At 44.3% G+C, this 18764-nt stretch carries 14 protein-coding genes; 3 read left to right on the top strand and 11 right to left on the bottom strand.

Going from position 1 to position 18764, the window contains the following annotated elements; genetic code table 11:
• The first annotated feature begins 45 nt into the window (after positions 1–45).
• Positions 46–1695, top strand: coding sequence for a cyclic peptide export ABC transporter (locus VY86_RS04140; RefSeq protein WP_046974041.1), 1650 nt, complete (start codon positions 46–48; stop codon positions 1693–1695).
• Positions 1696–2270: 575 nt separating this feature from the next.
• Here VY86_RS04140 and fbpC read toward each other — a convergent pair.
• The 9 genes from fbpC to cysJ form a co-directional block, all read right to left on the bottom strand.
• Positions 2271–3326, bottom strand: a complete 1056-nt coding sequence (gene fbpC, locus VY86_RS04145; protein WP_046974042.1) for a ferric ABC transporter ATP-binding protein — start codon at positions 3324–3326, stop codon at positions 2271–2273.
• Positions 3327–3341: 15 nt separating this feature from the next.
• On the bottom strand, positions 3342–5420 hold the full coding sequence (locus VY86_RS04150; RefSeq protein WP_046974043.1) for an ABC transporter permease: 2079 nt from the start codon (positions 5418–5420) through the stop codon (positions 3342–3344).
• Between the two features lie 131 nt (positions 5421–5551).
• Positions 5552–6583: an ABC transporter substrate-binding protein gene (locus VY86_RS04155; protein ID WP_046974044.1), complete on the bottom strand. Its 1032-nt coding sequence runs from the start codon at positions 6581–6583 to the stop codon at positions 5552–5554.
• Positions 6584–6600: 17 nt separating this feature from the next.
• The gene (gene uhpC / locus VY86_RS04160) at positions 6601–7932 is read right to left on the bottom strand and encodes an MFS transporter family glucose-6-phosphate receptor UhpC (protein ID WP_046974045.1); all 1332 of its coding nucleotides are present in this window, start codon (positions 7930–7932) and stop codon (positions 6601–6603) included.
• 88 nt (positions 7933–8020) lie between these two features.
• Positions 8021–9565 (bottom strand): MASE1 domain-containing sensor histidine kinase, encoded by a 1545-nt coding sequence (locus tag VY86_RS04165; protein WP_046974046.1) that lies wholly within the window; start codon positions 9563–9565, stop codon positions 8021–8023.
• Positions 9562–10194: a response regulator transcription factor gene (locus tag VY86_RS04170; RefSeq protein ID WP_046974047.1), complete on the bottom strand. Its 633-nt coding sequence runs from the start codon at positions 10192–10194 to the stop codon at positions 9562–9564. Before VY86_RS04170 ends, VY86_RS04165 begins: the two co-directional genes overlap by 4 nt.
• A gap of 252 nt (positions 10195–10446) precedes the next feature.
• On the bottom strand, positions 10447–11181 hold the full coding sequence (locus VY86_RS04175; RefSeq protein WP_046974048.1) for a phosphoadenylyl-sulfate reductase: 735 nt from the start codon (positions 11179–11181) through the stop codon (positions 10447–10449).
• Positions 11178–12908 carry an assimilatory sulfite reductase (NADPH) hemoprotein subunit gene (gene cysI, locus VY86_RS04180; RefSeq protein WP_046974049.1) on the bottom strand — a complete coding sequence of 577 codons (1731 nt, stop codon included), beginning with the start codon at positions 12906–12908 and terminating at the stop codon, positions 11178–11180. Before cysI ends, VY86_RS04175 begins: the two co-directional genes overlap by 4 nt.
• Entirely contained in the window at positions 12908–14710 is a 1803-nt protein-coding gene (cysJ, locus tag VY86_RS04185) for an NADPH-dependent assimilatory sulfite reductase flavoprotein subunit (protein WP_046974050.1), read from the bottom strand. Before cysJ ends, cysI begins: the two co-directional genes overlap by 1 nt.
• A gap of 266 nt (positions 14711–14976) precedes the next feature.
• On the opposite strand from cysJ, the gene queD reads away from it, so the two are divergent.
• The gene (gene queD, locus VY86_RS04190; RefSeq protein ID WP_046974051.1) at positions 14977–15339 is read left to right on the top strand and encodes a 6-carboxytetrahydropterin synthase QueD; all 363 of its coding nucleotides are present in this window, start codon (positions 14977–14979) and stop codon (positions 15337–15339) included.
• Between the two features lie 41 nt (positions 15340–15380).
• Here the strand turns inward: queD and queE are convergent, their stop codons facing one another.
• Positions 15381–16052 (bottom strand): 7-carboxy-7-deazaguanine synthase QueE, encoded by a 672-nt coding sequence (gene queE / locus VY86_RS04195; RefSeq protein ID WP_046976705.1) that lies wholly within the window; start codon positions 16050–16052, stop codon positions 15381–15383.
• Between the two features lie 170 nt (positions 16053–16222).
• On the opposite strand from queE, the gene VY86_RS04200 reads away from it, so the two are divergent.
• On the top strand, positions 16223–17605 hold the full coding sequence (locus tag VY86_RS04200) for an amino acid permease (protein ID WP_046974052.1): 1383 nt from the start codon (positions 16223–16225) through the stop codon (positions 17603–17605).
• Positions 17606–17916: 311 nt separating this feature from the next.
• Here VY86_RS04200 and VY86_RS04205 read toward each other — a convergent pair whose 3' ends face one another.
• Positions 17917–18699 (bottom strand): endonuclease/exonuclease/phosphatase family protein, encoded by a 783-nt coding sequence (locus tag VY86_RS04205; protein WP_046974053.1) that lies wholly within the window; start codon positions 18697–18699, stop codon positions 17917–17919.
• Between the last annotated feature and the right edge of the window lie 65 nt (positions 18700–18764).

The raw sequence follows: 18764 nt of genomic DNA on the forward strand, positions 1-18764 counted from the left end.
CATTATGTTTAACGCCAGATTATGTACAGAATTTATGGATTATAAATGAACACTTCGAAAATTAAACAACCGACCTATCGGATCTTACTCTCACTGTTATACCGTTCACGCTGGGCACTTGCCATTGCCGTTTTTGCCAGCATTGCTAATGGTATTTCCAGCGTTTCTTTGATCACATTAATCAATAAAGCAGTGACAACCGCCAACGATAGCTATTCCTCGCTCGCTTGGTATTTCGGTATTCTGGCTGTGCTAGCCATTGCCTGCCGCATACTTAGTGGCGTGATTTTCGCTAAACTGAGCCAGAATACGATGGCAAAGATGCGCGAACTCATCTCAGAACGTGTTACCCGTGCACCATTCCGTCAGATTGAGGTGCTTGGCGCCTCTCGCGCTCAATCCATCATCACTGACGATGCAACCAATGTATCACTGTTATTCTTCACTCTGCCCAATATCGTGATGCAAGGTTCAATTGTATTGGGCTGCCTGGGTTATCTGGCCTGGTTGTCGTGGCCCGTATTTTTCTTAGCGCTGGCTATAGTCATCATTGGTTCACTCGGTTATAGCCTCGGCGGAACTAAAGCTATCAACTCATTCAACGCAGCGGGCAAAGCACAAGATCGCCTATTCAGCCATTTCAACGCATTATTCTCTGGCGCAAAAGAGTTAAAGTTACACTTCTCACGTACTCAGGCTTTCTTCACTAACTCCCTTGGTCATGAAATTGACGCAGTACGCCAGCATCGCACCCGTGCTTTCGGTGTTTATGCCTTCGGTGCTGGCTGGATACTCTTTTTATTCTATATGTTTCTGGGGCTGGTTATATTTGCCCCGACGGTAATACCGGGCCTCGAAGTAACGACACTCGCTGGTTATGTGATTATATTTCTGTTTATGTTGATGCCATTAGACGGTTTGTTAAACAGTATTCCAGCACTGAATGCGGCGCGTGTATCGCTGAATCGCATTGGAAATGTATTATCAGAGCTGAATGAGCAAGACCAATTTACACAGCAGATTTCTGCTAATGAATTCGGTGAAGCTACTTTACTGCGCCTGTCTGGCCTTACCCACAGTTATTATCGAGAGAAGGAAGATAAGGTATTTCAACTTGGTCCAATCGATATGAAACTAAAACGAGGGGAAATTACTTTTTTAATTGGCGGTAACGGCAGTGGCAAAACGACTCTCGCTAAGTTGTTGGTCGGACTCTACACACCAGAAAACGGCACAATTACCGTTGATGGACATGTGATCACTGACAACAACAGAGCCAACTATCGTCAACTATTCTCGGCGGTTTTCTCCGATTTCTATCTCTTCGAAACATTGATGGGTTTGAGCGATACCGATTCGACATTGGATTCACGTGCTAATGAATTGCTCACTAAACTACATTTGGATCACAAGGTAAAGATTGAAAATGGATGTTTCTCAACTCGCGATTTGTCACTGGGACAACGAAAACGTCTTGCTCTAGTGGTTGCCTATTTGGAAGATCGGCCATTCTATCTGTTTGATGAATGGGCCGCTGATCAGGATCCGCTGTTTAAGACGGTGTTCTATCAGGAGCTATTACCCGAGTTGGCTGCGCGCGGTAAAGCAGTACTCGCTATCACCCACGACGATCGTTTCTTTCACTTAGCCGATCACTGTATCAAGCTGGAAAGTGGTCGACTCCTTGTCAATTAAGGAGCAAATGGTAATAGCTCAATAACATTGCTGGATAAATATGGTCAACCTGCGCCATTAGGTAGTATTAGAATGAATGGCATAGTTAAGAATGTGTTTAATATTGATGTTGAATACTCCAAGATTTTTATAAATTCCACATTAAAGCAGTTTTCTTCTTTTGTTTCTACGAAGATAGGAATGGACACATGATTATTTGCCATTGGTTTTTACCTCCTGAAAAAGTTATATTTTAATATTATTGACAATCATAAATAGCTAATAAATTAGTGACTGACTATGGCGATTTTATGATGATGGATATGTAATTCCTTGCCCCAGCTATAATAGTTGGGGCAAGGCAAGCATTTTTTCTTATGAACTAACGTATAATCTAAATAAGTGCGATTAATATCGCTCCATTTTAGCCAAACCGGGTTTATTTCCTGGAGATGGAGAACAAGCTCCCATACATCCTCTGACTTTCCTCAACAAATGACTGAAAATTTCTAAATTATTCACTATTTTCCGTGTAACAGGTTAAATTTAAAGTAAAAATTCATATCTTTAACAAAAAGTACGCTTTTTAAATCAAATTAACTTTTGCTTTTCTCTGCCAAAATAAACATCCCAAATGGATGAATCTCCAGATAATAATTATCGCCAACATTAGGCTGTAATTGGGTCGCATTAATCTGTAGCAGCAGAGTTTGATCTTGCCAGTTTACTGTGACTTCATATTGTGGACCCATATAAGCCACATGACTAATGGTACAACGCTGGCTCGCATTTCCATGACGGCTTAGGGTAATGGCTTCTGGCCTGACACCAACCGTTACCGATTGACGGTTGGTGGTAAAGTTTTCTGGCCGTGGCAGGCGATAGTGGAAAATTTCCACATAATCAGAACCCAAAGTGGCAGGGAAGATATTGGCATCCCCCATAAAGCTCGCCATAAACTCAGATGCAGGTTGGCGATAGAGCGTTTGTGGCGCGCCAATTTGCATGATTTTGCCTTTGTTCATCACCAATACGGTATCGGAAACCGCAAATGCTTCACTCTGATCATGAGTGACATATAACGAGGTGATATTGAATTGTTGCTGCAATTCACGGATCTTTTCACGCATACTACGGCGCAGATTAGCATCGAGGTTACTGAGCGGCTCATCAAAAAGCAGGACTTTTGGCTTAAGGATCAGAGCGCGGGCAAGTGCAACACGTTGCTGTTGACCACCAGAGATCTGATCTACATAACGATCTTCAAAACCAGCCAAGTCTACCAGTTCCAATGCTTCTTTAACCCGCGCGCGTACCTCTGCTTTAGGTCGCCCCAGCATTTTCAGTCCATAACCAATGTTTTCTCCCAGCGACATATGCGGAAACAGGGCGTAGGATTGGAATACCATACAGATATCCCTCTGCTGAATAGAACGATCTGTAACGTCTTCACCATCAATGAAAATTTTACCTTCGCTGGGTTTTTCCAGCCCGGCAACCAGACGCAATACGGTGGTTTTACCACAGCCGGATGGCCCTAACAGCGTTACCATATGCCCTTGTGGGATAGACAAATCCAGATTATCGATCACGGTGTTGCTACCGAACCGTTTGGTTACATTTTTCAGTTCGACAAAATTTTGTTGTGCCATGTCGTCACTCCGTGATTACTGTGCATTTTTGGCTTTGGAACGGGAAACCCGTGCTTCGCCAATCAGATAGTCAAATAAGAAAATAATGGCCAGCATGACCACAATCAGAATAGAGCCGTAAGCGATAGCGACACCATACTCACCATCTTCCACCCGGTTCAGGATATAAGCAGTCGCTACGCGGGTTTCGGGTGTCACCAGAAATACAATAGCGCTGACGGTAGTAATGGCGCGAACGAAGCTGTAAATCAGGGCAGACAAGATTGCCGGGCGCAATAACGGCAACAGAATATGGAAGATGGTTCTCATCGATCCGGCGCGCAAGCTCAACGAAGCTTCATCCAGTGATTTATCAATCTGCCCAAGGCCGGCAATTCCTGCGCGGATACCTACCGGTACGTTTCTCATAGTCATAGAGATAATCACGATAGCCGCGGTGCCAGTGAGGTAAAAAGGTGAATCATTGAAAGCCAAAATATAGGAAACCCCGGCAACGGTACCCGGTACGGCAAAGCACAGCATAGTGGTAAATTCGATCGTTTTCTTACCACGGAATTCCTGACGTACAACGATATAAGCGATAAGCAGACCAAAGATAGCGGTGATGGGGGCGGCGATACCGGCGTAGAGCAGTGTATCCAGTAATGAAGGCCATGCACCATCATGCATCCCCTGACCAAACAGCTTGATAAAGTTATCCAGTGTCAGTGTGTAATCCACTCCCCAGTTTACGGTGAAACTGCCGTAGAAAATGCTGCCGTACAACAGAACGTTGAACACAACCCAGATAAACAAAATGGCACAGACACCCCAAACCAGAGAAATCGGCAGCGGCTGTACATCACCACGATAGGATTTACCGGAAACCGTGACATAGGAGCGTTTACCAATCCACATATACTGAACGCAGAATATCAGCAGAGAGAAAACCAGAAGCGAAGCGCCCAGCGTACTGGCTGCTTGATAATCAAGTTGGGAACCGGTGATATAAAAATAAATCTGGGTCGCCAGTACATCAAAGCTACCACCCAGTACCAGTGGGTTACTGAAATCCGCCAGCGATTGAACAATCACGATCAGGAAAGCGTTTGCCAGTGCAGGTTTCAACAGCGGAATAAAAACATGGAAGAAAGTTTGATAGCGATTGGCGCGCAGAGTATAGGCGGCTTCTTCCAGTGAAGGATGGATAGTTTTAATGGCGCCATCAAGGATCATAAACGCCATTGGCGTAAAGGCCAGTACCTGAGCCAGCCAGATACCGGTAAAACCATACAGCCAGTTAGTATTGGTGAGACCAAACCAGGTCGCCATAAACTCAGTAATATAACCGGAACGGCCCATCATTAGTGTGACGCCTAAGCCGACAACAAACGGTGGTGTGACGATAGGTAAAATAGAGAATACCCGGCCAATAATGGCGGAGCGGCGGGCGATTCTGGCGGTATAAATTGCCAGAACCAATCCGAAGAAGGTACAGCCTACACCCACGGCTAGCGAGAGCAGAATGGAGTTAGTGATAACCTGAATAATATGTGCCTGTCCCAAGATCGAGATAAAGGCAAACGGAGCAAATTGACCGGCATCATCCGTAAACATCGGTATAAAGATGGCGATACTTGGATAAAGGATAAATGCCCCGATCAGGACAATAACCGCAACCAGTGAGCCGATAACAAAACGATCACCACCCAGCCATTCAAGGCGGGTCAGAGCGAGGGTAATAATTGCGCTCAGTGAGATAAACAGAATAATCGTCGAGTAGCCCAGTCCACGGCCGATAATGGCTGCACTGATAATGACAAACAAGGCGCATAATAAGGCGTAACCCGCATCAAAATAGTGCCGGTTACGCTGATTGCGGTTTGCTGGTGTAAGTGGGCGCAGTAACAGCGCCGATGGGAGTAGGAACCACGATAAACTGACGTTTAATCCGTTCCAGCCATAGGCGGTGAAAATTTCATCTTGAGTGGAGTCGAAAAGGCCGTAGTCCAGGCTCCAGGATGGCAAAAGGGCGAAAGCCAGCCATGTCAGGGCAATCCACCAGAACACAGCATCCCGCTTCTGTCTGGTAGGCAAAGTAAGAGTGTAAGACATAATTTCCCTCTTTTATTATTATCGTGAGGCAACAACAGTAAGAATCTATCCTTGGGACGTTATGAGTACGGGAAAACAAGATAGCCCGATAGATAGTTTCTAAGGGCGGTGTTATCCGCCCTTGATAGACTTTATTTAGCCATCTTCACATCTGTCACCCATTCGGTGATGAGTGCTTTACGCATATCATTGGCGCCAAATTTATCCATGTTGTAATTGATCAGCTTCAGATCGGACAATTTAAGTGCCAGAGGAGACGCTTTTGCCGTGGTATTGGTCAAGATCTGATAGGCTTTACCTTTCTTCCAGCTCAGTTCTTGTGCTTCTTTGGACAGCGCCCAGTCAATAAACAGTTTAGCGTTGTCCATATTGCGGGCATTTTTGATGATACTGACGCCGCCGATTTCATAACCGGTGCTTTCACATGGTGCGATAAGTTTCAATGGTGCACCATTTTCCACTTCCAGAGAGTAATCATGCAGGAAGCCGATGCCGATGGCGGATTCACCACGGGCGGCGTTACGTGCTGGTGCGACACCGGATTTGGTGTACTGGGAAATGTTGGCGTTCAGCTTTTTCAGGTAATCAAATGCCTGATCTTTGCCCCATAACTGGACAAAAGTTGCCAGTGCAGTGTAAGCGGTGCCTGAACTTTGAGGGTCCGCAATCTGAATTTCACCTTTATAAATCGGTTTGGTCAGATCTTTCCAGCAGGTTGGAACAGGGATATTTTTCTCTTTCAGACGTTCGGTATTGACGCCATAGCCAAGAATTCCGACGTAAACCGCAGAAGTGTAGTTGCCCTTACGTTTGGCCGGATCACGGAACTGTGGCATGATCTGCGTAAGATTTGGGGATTTATATGGGGCCAGCAGATCCATCTCTCCCGCCTGAGAGTGTGGATCCAGCGTGCCGCCGTACCAGACGTCAGCTTGTGGATTGCGTTTTTCCGCTTCAATTTTCGCCAGAGTACTGCCTGAACCGTTACGGACAAACGTAGTTTTTACATTATATTTTTCACCGAATGCTCTGGTTTCGGCTTCACACAAGGCGTTAGTCGCACTGCAATAAACGATCAAACGGCCGGCGGCCTGAGCACTGTGGGTAAATGCAGCAACGACCAGGCCCGCGGCGATAAGTGTAGAGAGAGGTTTCAGTTTCATTATTTTGTCCTTTGCATTCAGAACTTCTTATCATTGAAAAGTAGCGATGCTACTCCTGCCATATGTTCCCTTTTACTGACGTCTGCCATTAACAGTGGCATCAACAGCAAACCCATCATGGCGGCTGCGATGGTGAGCAGGGCAAACATCCCTGACCAGCCATAATGTGCAACGACCTGACTTAGCGGCCAGCCTGCCATTGCAGCGCCCAGGTAGGCGTACAACCCCAGATAACCAGTGACTGTTCCGGCGGCTTGTTTATGGCAATATTCTGTTGCCGCCAGCCCAATCAGCATTTGCGGGCCAAATACAAAAAAACCGATACTGAAAAAACAGACTGCCAACAGCACATAGTGATGAATGGGCATTAGCCACAATGCGGTGACAGAGATAAACACCCCCAGAGCAAACAGTAAAATCATCGGGGCACGTTGACCGCGGAACAGTAAATCAGATCCCCAACCGGAAAAAAGTGCGCCTGTCAAACCGCCCAGCTCAAACAGCGAGAGTGTGGCGTTGGCACTGAGCAGATTGGTACCATGTGTTTCTGACAGCCACAGATTTCCCCAGTCATTAATCGCCATTCTGATGAGGTAGACCAGAATGTAGGAGAGCCCTAATAACCAGATAGTTCTGTTAATCAGAATCGTGTCCCGCAGTATCTGCATCATCGGCATGGGTGGCGATAACTGCTCGTGTTGAAGCTCCAGTGAATCCTGTCGCCAGTGCCCCACACTGGGTAAACTTTGCCTTTGTGGTATGTCGCATAACTGATGGCAGAGCCAAATGCCCAGTAAAATGCCGATAATTCCCGGCATCATCAGTGCTGCTTGCCAGCCGTAAGTCGTCGCCAAAAAAGCTGACAGCATCGGGATAGTGACACCAACAATATTGATGGAGATATTCCAGCATCCCCACCAGAAACCCCGTTCATTGCAGGAGTACCAGTGTGTCAGTAACCTGGCGCAGGGCGGCCATCCCCACCCCTGAAAGAAGCCGTTCAGTGTCCAGATAAGCAGTAGTGCAGGAAATGATGAACAAAAAGCGAAAATAATGTTCAGCACGCCCGTCATCACTAATCCGGCACCCATAAACCAGCGATAGCCGGTGCGATCATGAAATACACCGGAGACAAATTTTGAGCCGCCGTAAGCCAGGTAAAACAGACTGGTTATCCAGCCAATATCCCCTTTATCCAGCCCCAGCTCCAACTGCATGACCGGCATAACAAAGTTGAAGCTTTTTCGTGTCAGATAAAATGCAGCATAACCAATAATCATGGAAATCAGCAAACGGCTGCGCCAGTAGCGATAACGTTGTGAAACTTGTTCCTGGCTGGTGGTTTGCATATGCGACTCCTCCATGAAAAAGGAATGTAAAGAAACATTAATGAAAATGGATGGGATAAGGTTTTAGGTAATTAGGAATCATTCTTAGTTATGCTTGATTTTCATCAGAATTTGTGGGCAGGTTAACAATTATCCGAGTGCCGTTATCGTTGTTTAACTGCCAGTCTCCGCCTAACGCCCGGATGCGCTCTTCAATCCCCTGGAGGCCAAATCCGCCTTTCCTTTTATCTTCAGTGATACCAATGCCGTTATCACTGATTCTGAGTTCGATCACATCCCTGCATTGCCGCAGCGTGATATTGATGCGGGTCGCTTTGGCATGTTTGCTGGTATTGTTCAGTAACTCCTGAACCAAGCGATAAAGGGTAAAGACCACTGTTTCATTCGCTGGATTTTGGGGAAGTTGATAATTCAACTGGCAATCAATACCCTGCTGCTTAAAAGCAAACTCATTGATTAAATGGTGGAGCGCTTTTTCTAAAGACATCTCTTCCAGAACCGGTGGTCGCAATTGGCGCAGTAATTGACGAGTAGATTGATGGATTTGTTGGGCAAGATGATTGATTTGCTCTGCGATCGTTGCTATTGCCGGGGTAGTGGCAGTGCGTTTTACCAGTGTTGCCTGAATTTGGATAGCAGTAATATTTTGCCCAATTTCGTCATGTAACTCGCGGGCAATACTTTTGCAGATATCTTCTTCTGTGTGAACCAGTTTCTGCATTAGAATATGGCGGGCGGTTAACTCCTTCTCCAATAATTCACGGTAGCGTTGCAGGTTTTCAGCGAGTTGCTGTTGACGGCTGATGGCTATTCCAAGCCCTATTCCTAATAGCGCCTGAATGGTCAGGAACATCTCCAATTCGCGTAAATCGTTAAAAGCGCCACTGAATTGCCGGGCTGACGTTATCATCAGACTGCCCAGTAAAGCTGCCAATACGCCACCTTGCCAGCCATAGCGATAGGCCATAAATACATTGGGAATAAATACCAGGGCTACCAAAAGCCTCTCAATTTCCGGTGACATAAAGATCTGAGCACTCAATCCCAGAAAGCAGAACAGACAGCACCACATCAGCAGTGAAGTACGTAACTGTGGATCCGGATGGTCAGGTTCCAGCATATTTCTCAGATGCTGCTGACGCAGATATTCATAGATCAGGTAAACAAAAGGCGATAGTAAAACACCGCCGGTCAAAGAGGTAAGAAACAGATGGCTGGCGCTGGCAGTCAGAAAAAATCCCAGGCAAACAGCCTGTAACACACTATTGGCGGCTACGGCTGCCAGCAAAATAGAGAGCCGTTGCCAATATAAAGTATAGCGCCACCAGATCCGCTGTACCATAAAGGTAGGCATCAGGCTGAGAAATGGCGATAACAGAATAATATTGTTAGTAATAAGCTGCTCGCTATCGAGCCATAGCAAGATGATAACCTCGGTTGCTAACAGGGTTGGCAGGTAGCGACGTCCCAGCAGAACAAGCAGCGCCAACCGTAACCCTTGTGGCAGCAGCAGTGCAGCCTGTTGCCCATTGTCATTCAGGTAGAAGCTGATGGTCCACAGAGCAAGCCAGCTCAACGAATAAAAAATCAGCAGGAATAGTGATAACAGGCCAAATCGTGTTCCTCCGTTCATACGTTACCTGTCAGAATCTGATGTTGCAGGGCATAATGAACCAGCTCGATCGTGCTCTCGCACTGCAATTTGCCAAGAATATTGGCACGATGAACATGAACAGTTTTATGGCTGAGATTAAGTTGTTCGGCGATAGCTTTAACAGTGATGCCATTGATGAGCAAATCAAATATTTCCCGTTCTCTGGGCGTTAGAGCTTGCAGTGCTTTAACTTCTTGTGGTGTTTGACGCAGGGCTTTCAGGGCATCAGCACACAGATAAAAACCGCCTTTATGTACCGAGCGTACTGCCTGTACTAATTCTTCCGGGCCGCATCGTTTGGTGAGATAACCGCAGGCTCCGGCATCCAACGCGCTTTGTACAAATGCGGTGGTGTCATAAATGCTGAGAATAATGGTGCGAAAATCAGGCCGTTTTTGCCGTAACCGAGTGAGCAGATACAAACCACTCTCATCCGGCATAGCGATATCCATCACTGCCACATCAATAGGGTTTCTGAGTAAATCCAGCCAAGCTTCGCTGGCACTGGCGTATTGTCCGACAATCTCAAGATCATGCTCAAGCGTTAGTAATTGGGCAAAACCGGAACGGACGACTACATGGTCGTCAATAAGTGCAACTTTAATCATAGTTTTTATTAAGAAGTCATTATAAATACAATAAGTTTCATGATGTGCAGGAATGGCAGGTTGTGCAAATTAATCAACTAAATCTGCAAGAAAGCTAACAGATTTAGTAAATTGTAAGGTGATAATTAAGTAGATAAGTGGAAGGGATTGTTTGTCAACTATGCGACCCGGCTGCGGAAGCAACCACGCCTGTCCCCGCCATAAAACAAAGCGAAGGCTTTATCATCAATCCACTCAGGAAATATCCATTTTTTAATTTTCATGTAACCCACATTCTCGCTTTAATCCAAAGAAACGGGTTTGTTCTTCACTCATGCCCGGTTCCCATTTTTGGGTTGTATGGGTATCGCCAACAGAGAGATAACCCTGTTCCCATAATGGATGATATTCCAAACCATGCTTTGTAAGATATTGATACACACGTCTATTATCCCAGTCGATAATCGGCAAGATCTTAAATACACCACGCTGTATAGACAAAACCGGTAATTTTGATCGGCTTTCAGATTGCTGGCGACGTAAACCAGCAAACCAGCTTTGCGCATTCAGATTTTTTAAAGCACGATTCATTGGCTCGACTTTATTAATCTGATTGTAACGTTCTATTCCCTCTACACCTTGTTCCCACAATTTTCCATAACGAGCTTCTTGCCAGGCTGGAGAGTGTTCAGCACTGAATACTTGCAGATTCAGTTTCAGCTGCGTTGTTAATTTATCTATGAATTGATAAGTTTCAGGGAATAAATAGCCAGTATCGGTAAGGATGACAGGAATATCCGGGTATTCCTGTGTCACTAAATGAAGACATACCGCCGCCTGAATGCCAAAACTGGAAGAAAGAACAAACTCCCCCAGCAAATTCTCCAATGCCCAATTTACCCGCTGATGAGCATCCATAATTTCAAGTCGCTGATTAATTTCAACCAGTGATGTCTCCTGCTGTTCTGTCTCCACTCCAACCAATTGTGATAAGCTGAGTTGGCTCATACCGCCTCCTGCCAATCATAAAAATCGCGGGCAGAATCCAGTACCGGTTTGATAATATCGGTACGGATCAGGAAATCGCCAAAGCCCTCATTTGGTTGCCGCCCTGCCGCCCAACGCCCGATAAGTTCATCCATGATGGATAAGATCGCTTCAGAACTGATATTTTCTTTATACATTCGAGGAATACGGGTACCGATCCGGTTACCGCCAAGATGAAGGTTATAACGATCAAGCGCTTTACCCACCAGCCCCACTTCCGCCAACATAGCTCTACCACAGCCATTTGGGCAACCTGTCACCCGCAAGACAATATGTTCATCACCAATACCATGTTTATTCATCAGTTGTTCAACGTAAGTGACAAACTCCGGTAAGAATCGTTCAGCTTCAGCCATTGCTAACGGGCAGGTTGGGAAAGAGACACAGGCCATTGAGTTTTCACGCTGGACTGTGGTTTTATTATCAATCAGCCCATGTTCTCGAGCGATAGTTTCAATTCGTTGTTTTTCACCTTCAGGAATACCAGCAATGATTAAGTTTTGGTTGGCTGTCAGGCGAAAATCCCCTTTGTGGATTTTTGCAATTTCGGCAACACCACTTTTCAGTGGCCTGCCAGGATAGTCCAAAAGGCGGCCATTCTCAATAAACAGCGTCAAATGCCATTTATCATCGATTCCTTTCAACCAGCCAATTTGATCACCACGACCAGTAAATTCATAAGGCCGGATTGCTTCAAATTTCACGCCTGCGCGTTTTTCCACTTCCTCTTTAAAGGTGTCAACACCAACCCGCTCCAACGTATATTTGGTTTTGGCGTTTTTACGCTCGGTCCGGTTCCCCCAGTCACGCTGAGTGGTCACTACAGATTCAGCAATCGCCAATGTATGCTCAAGCGGAATATAACCAAATTCACTCGCCATACGTGGATACGTATTTTTATCACCGTGAGTCATTGCCAACCCCCCCCCCACCAGCACGTTAAAACCAACCAACTTGCCAGCTTCTGCAATAGCAATAAAGTTCAGATCGTTGGCATGTAGATCAACATCATTCTGCGGAGGGATAACAACCGTAGTTTTAAATTTACGAGGCAAATAAGTCGCACCAAGAATCGGCTCTTCATCAGTAGTTGCAACTTTTTCCTCATCCAACCAGAGTTCAGCGTAAGCTCGGGTGCGTGGCAGCAAATGTTCTGAAATTTTCTTCGCCCATTCGTAGGCTTGCTGATGCAGCTCGGATTGAATAGGATTCGAAGTACAAAGCACATTTCGGTTAACGTCATTCGCTGTCGCAAGCGAATCCAGACCAACCTGATTCAGTAATTGATGTGCAGGTTTTACATCCCCTTTCAAAATGCCATGAAATTGAAATGTCTGACGGTTAGTCAACCGGATACTGCCATACAGAGTGTTCTCTTCAGCAAACTTATCAATACCCAGCCATTGTTGCGACGTAATAACACCGCCCGGCAGACGACAGCGCAACATCATCGCATGGCGTGGCTCCAGTTTTTGCTCTGCCCGTTCAGCACGGATATCACGATCATCCTGTTGATACATGCCATGAAAGCGAATTAGCAGGAAATTGTCCCCTGCAAAACCTCCCGTTAAGCCATTGGTTAAATCTTCACTGATTGTACCTCGCAGGAAGTTACTCGCCTGCTTCATGCGCTCACTATCAGCCAGTTTACCTTCGACAATCAAAGGACCATGTTGTTTATCACTCATTAGTACACATCCCTCTGATAACGGCGCTCAAGGCGCAGTTCACTTAAGAATTCATCTGCCTGTTCGGTATCCATGCCACCATACTCAGAAATAATATCCAGCAATGCACGCTCCACATCTTTCGCCATGCGGTTTGCATCACCACATACATACAGATGTGCCCCTTCCTTGATCCAACGCCATACTTCTTCGCCCTGTTCACGCAATTTATCCTGAACATAAACTTTATGCTGCTGATCGCGGGACCACGCCAGATCAATACGAGTCAACAGGCCATCTTTGACATAACGCTGCCACTCCACTTGATAGAGAAAATCTTCCGTAAAATGTGGATTACCAAAGAACAGCCAATTTTTCCCCTCAGCGCCATCTGCATCTCTTTGCTGCATAAATGCCCGGAATGGAGCTATTCCGGTTCCCGGCCCAATCATAATGACAGGTGTTTGCGGATTGGCAGGCAAGCGGAAATTGTCGTTATGCTCGATAAAAATACGAATATCGCCCTCTTCCTGTAAGCGATCTGCCAAATAACCGGATGCACCACCAGTGCGAGCCCGGCCATCAATTTCATAACGAACAACACCGACTGTAATATGAACTTCATTTTCTACTTCAGCCTGAGAGGAGGAAATTGAATAAAGCCTTGGCGTTAGAGGCCGCAATAAATCAATAAACTGTTGAGCTTCTGGCTGAGAAGCAGCCTCTCTTACCATATCAGCAATAGGTTTATTGTGAGCGTATTGCTGTAATGCCTGTTTATCGGCAATCAGAGACAGTAATTTTTCATTTTTTGCCAGCACAGCATATTTTTCTACAATCAAGCTAGTGTTTTGGGTTAGTTCAATATGGCTGATCAGTGCTTCCCTTAATGGTAATTTCTGACCATTAACCTCAACCTGTTCTGTTCCTTCCAACCAGAGTAGATTCAACAATTCATCCACCAGAGCTGGATCATTTTTAAACCAGATACCCAAAGCATCACCCGGTTGATAGCGCAGACCTGAATCTCCCAGATCAATTTCAATATGGCGAACATCTTTATCAGAACCACGGCCCGTTATTTTCTGACAGGTTGCTAAGGCCGCTGTCAATGGCGCCTGCTTAGTATAAGGAGTTGAAAAAACTTCATGTACCGATTCGCTCTGTACAGAAGTAACCGCCGTATTTGTCCGCATAGGAATACGCTGTTTCAGGATTTCAGTTAATCGCTTACACCACTGAGCCGCAGCCTCCTGATATTCCACATCACCATCGACACGATCCAGAAGCCGTTGAGCTCCCAATTCATTCAGACGATTATCAAAATCTTTTCCTACCTGACAGAATTTTTCATAAGAAGTATCACCCAGACCAAAAACAGCAAACTCAGTATCACTCAGCTTCGGCGCCTTTTTAGAATAAAGATATTTATATAATGCAATCGCTTCTTCGGCTGGTTCTCCTTCACCTTGCGTAGAAGCGACAATGATGAGCATTTTCTCTTGAGCAATTTGTTTGAATTTATAATCACCGGCATTGAACAGATTAACATTGAGTTTCTCTGCCAACAGATCATCACGAAGCTGTTCAGCTAAACGACGGGCATTACCTGTTTGTGAAGCTGAAATTAATGTAATCGTCTCCTGTGCCGGAATCACTGGAGCCACGGACTGAACCTTTGGCTGTTGATTCATCATTCCCCAAAAATAACCAGACAGCCAGGCTAACTGATTCGGTGAAAAATCCCCAATTGCCGATTGCAAACGCGCCAGCTGTTCAGGCGAAACCGGCAGAAGTGAAATTGAAGGTGGTTTTATGCTCATTATCCTGTGCTGCCCTTTACGATTACCAATGTCTGTTATCTTTAGTAAAGAAAATAAATAGGGTATTTAGTAAGGTTATCTCAGCAACTTGTCACTATTTAAAGAAACTATCGCAATATCAAATAACCAAAACGCCTAACCATATTTACAGATTTAATATATCTATAAAACTGTTAATAAGGGCAATTGCAAAAAAAGGAAAAAACCGGGTTTAATTCAGAAGATCGGGTAGAATAGCGGGTTTTTTGAAGTCAGGGAGAACCACTATGAATACAACAATTTTTAAAGATTTTCAGTTTGAAGCCGCCCACCACCTGCCACATGTTCCAGAAGGCCATAAATGCGGGCGCCTACATGGGCACTCATTTATGGTTCGGCTGGAAATTACCGGGGAGGTCGATCCTCATAGTGGTTGGATTATGGACTTTGCTGATCTAAAAACTGTATTTAAACCCGTTTGGGAACAGTTAGATCACCACTACCTGAATGATATCCCTGGACTGGAAAACCCAACCAGCGAAGTACTGGCAGCCTGGATTTGGGCTAAGGTTGAACCCTCAATTCCACAACTCAGTGCCGTTATGGTGAAAGAAACCTGTAACGCAGGATGTATTTTCCGCGGAAAGTGAAACAAATTACTGCACCAGGAAACCTCCAGTGCAGTAATCTCTCAGGCAATATTCAAATACTTATGTGTTTGCATAGAAAGCCGCCAATTGCGCGCAATACAAGTTTCAATACATAAACGGGTAGCGTCTTCTTTCTGGCTAATCGGTTGCAATGCAATAATACGCGATGAGTTGTCATCCAATGCCGCTAATAACTCATCCAGTGCTTCAATGTCTCTTTCACGTGCAACTGGATGTTTTATTTCATTAGCTCTCTGCAAAGCTTGCTGCAATACCTGATAACCACCACGCATTTTAACTTTTGGCGAAACTGTCACCCAAGTGGCAGAAGAACATTTAACATAATACGTACCACTGGTTTCTATCTGGCATTGATAGCCAAGGCTTTCGAACTCTTCAGTCAGAGGAGTAAGATCATAAAGGCAAGGCTCACCACCAGTAATAACAACATGACGCGCGGTATATCCCTGTTGAACAAACAGTGCTGCAATTTGCTTAGGTGATGCTTCACCCCATTCATCGCTTTCACGCGTCTTCAGTAAGATTGACTCCAGCATTCGTTGCTTTGCGGCTTCTTTCTCCCAAGTGTGTTTAGTATCACACCAGCTACAACCGACCGGACACCCTTGCAGACGAATAAAAATTGCCGGGACTCCCGTAAAAAAACCTTCTCCCTGCAATGTCTGGAATATTTCGTTAATCGGGTAAAACATAAAAATCTCTGGTTTCATTAGATAGGAGCGCATTATTACAGATATCTATCCCGCGGACATCAATCTTTATGGTAAGGTACAGGGTTTGCTTCGCTCGGCTAATTATAAAGCTTGTCGGGGCATTGTGTGCTTAAAATATATCTAGCCTGAGAAAGTGACAGGAATAAATAATGCAGAATAATGAAACTCAGCTGAAACGGGGTCTAACCGGGCGGCACATCCGCTTTATGGCATTAGGCTCCGCTATAGGCACAGGGCTGTTCTATGGCTCCGCAGCTGCTATCCAGCAAGCAGGCCCAGCCGTATTACTCGCCTATTTAATCGGCGGGGCCGCCGTATTTATGGTGATGCGTGCATTAGGTGAAATGGCTGTTCACCACCCAGTAACCGGTTCTTTTTCACACTATGCCAGCTATTACCTCGGCCCTTTGGCCGGATTTCTAACCGGATGGAATTATATATTTGAAATGCTGATTGTCTGCCTGGCTGACGTTACTGCATTCGGCTTTTATATGAAGCTCTGGTTTCCTCATGTGGAACAGTGGATCTGGGTGCTGAGTATTGTCTGCTTCATTGGCGCAATTAATCTTTGCCATGTGAAGATTTTTGGTGAAATGGAATTCTGGCTGTCTATTGTGAAAGTTACCGCAATTATTGCTATGATTATCGGCGGCATGGCTATCATGATATATGGATTCGGTCAGGAAACAGACCATGTAACCGGTATTTCCAGTTTATGGGAATATGGCGGTTTTATGCCTAATGGCATCAGTGGTGTAATAGCTTCACTTGCCATTGTGATGTTTGCTTTTGGTGGTATTGAAGTTATTGGCATCACTGCCAGCGAAGCTAAAAATCCTGAAAAAACTATTCCAAAGGCAATCAATGCTGTTCCTTTCCGTATTTTACTGTTCTACGTATTGACCCTGTTTATTCTGATGTGTATCTATCCGTGGAATCAAATTGGTCAGGAAGGAAGTCCATTCGTACAGATTTTTTCCAGCTTAGGTATCAATTCTGCGGCTAATATTCTCAACATTGTGGTTATTACTGCCGCAGTTTCTGCGATTAACAGCGATATTTTTGGTGCCGGCCGCATGATGTATGGCATGGCCCAAGAAGGACAGGCGCCTAAATCATTCACCAAGCTGAGCCGTAATGGTGTACCGTGGATGACGGTGGTCGTTATGTCAGCCGTCCTGCTGATTGGCGTTGTTCTTAACTATCTGCTTCCCAATGAAATTTTCGTTATCATTGCTTCTATCGCAACATTTGCCACTGTGTGGGTATGGCTGATGATCCTGCTTTCTCAGGTTGCTATGCGCCGCAAAATGAGTAAAGAAGAAGTTAAAACACTAAAATTCCCTGTTCCTATGTGGCCAATAGCACCAATATTAACAATTATCTTTATGGTATTCGTTATTGTATTACTGGGCTATTTTGAAAAAACCCGTATTGCATTAATTGTGGGAGTTGCATGGGTAGCTTTATTGTCAATTACCTATTTCTTGAGCATAAAGAAAAACACTTCCCAAACTCATCAAATTAAATAATTCATCCTGATAAATGCCAGAATAATCTGGCATTTATTTTCATTTATCTGAATATGATATAATTAATATTTCAATATTATTTTGTTAAGCAGTGTAAATTAAATAATTTCAATCTATTTATATCATTGCATTTTGTTTTCTAAATTGTAATGATTATATATTACTTTAATAAGAATAATTTTTTATTTTTTAAATATAAATCAACTTACACATAACAAAAAATTAATTTCGTTTACTTTCAACAAGTTAAATTAAAAATCAAATGATAATCTTTTATAAAAAATAGATAAACATACTTTTAAAATAAAATATTAATAAAAATTTGCAATAAGAGGATTATGATCAGAAGCATCTGTAGGCATAACAATAGCATTAGCTACATTTAACTCTCGATAAAAAATAAAATCTAAAGGTCTTCCAAATACAATTGTTCGACAGTCATCAGCAAAAGATACTTCTTTAAGATGTAAATGTCCGGTAAAACGCTTAAGAGCATTTAATCGTTGCTTACTCCATGCATTAAAGTCACCAGCCATAATTACCGGGCCATTATGTAAACGAATATGAGCACCAATATTATTCAGCTGACGGCTATATACATCCACACCAAAGCTGAAATTTATCGCATGTACATTAATAACCATCAACTGGCGATTATCCTGTAAAGAGTAAACCGTGATAAGAGCTGATTTAGATAAACGTAAAAGAGGCTCTTTCTCTCTCAATGGGCAACAATAGATAGGGTGAGAAGCTGCTAGCGTCATTACACCAGAGGGATGTTGAGGCAATAAAAATGCGGGAACTTGATCAGCTGTCAGATAATTTGAAGTAGCAAATTCAACTAAATCAGGGGTTGTCTGCGCTTCTTGCAATAAAATTAACTGGCTTGCATCAGTAAGTTCCTTCAAAACCTTTCGCCATGAAGGACGCTGCTGTTTATAAATATTCCATACAACAACCCTAAGCTCATTTGTATCAGTAATCAAAGGGATACCTACAGGTAATGACTTTCCAAGCTGATAGGTTGACATCGGAAAGACACGTTCAACAGGTTGCCCAGCGACATATCTTATTGCATAGGTTTTCTTTACCACGTGAAAAACCTCTTCAATGCAGAAAGTAATATTAAAACTTTCTGATTCTATCAAATATAATGAGG

Origin of the sequence: Photorhabdus thracensis (genome assembly GCF_001010285.1) — a bacterium.
Lineage (GTDB): Bacteria > Pseudomonadota > Gammaproteobacteria > Enterobacterales > Enterobacteriaceae > Photorhabdus > Photorhabdus temperata.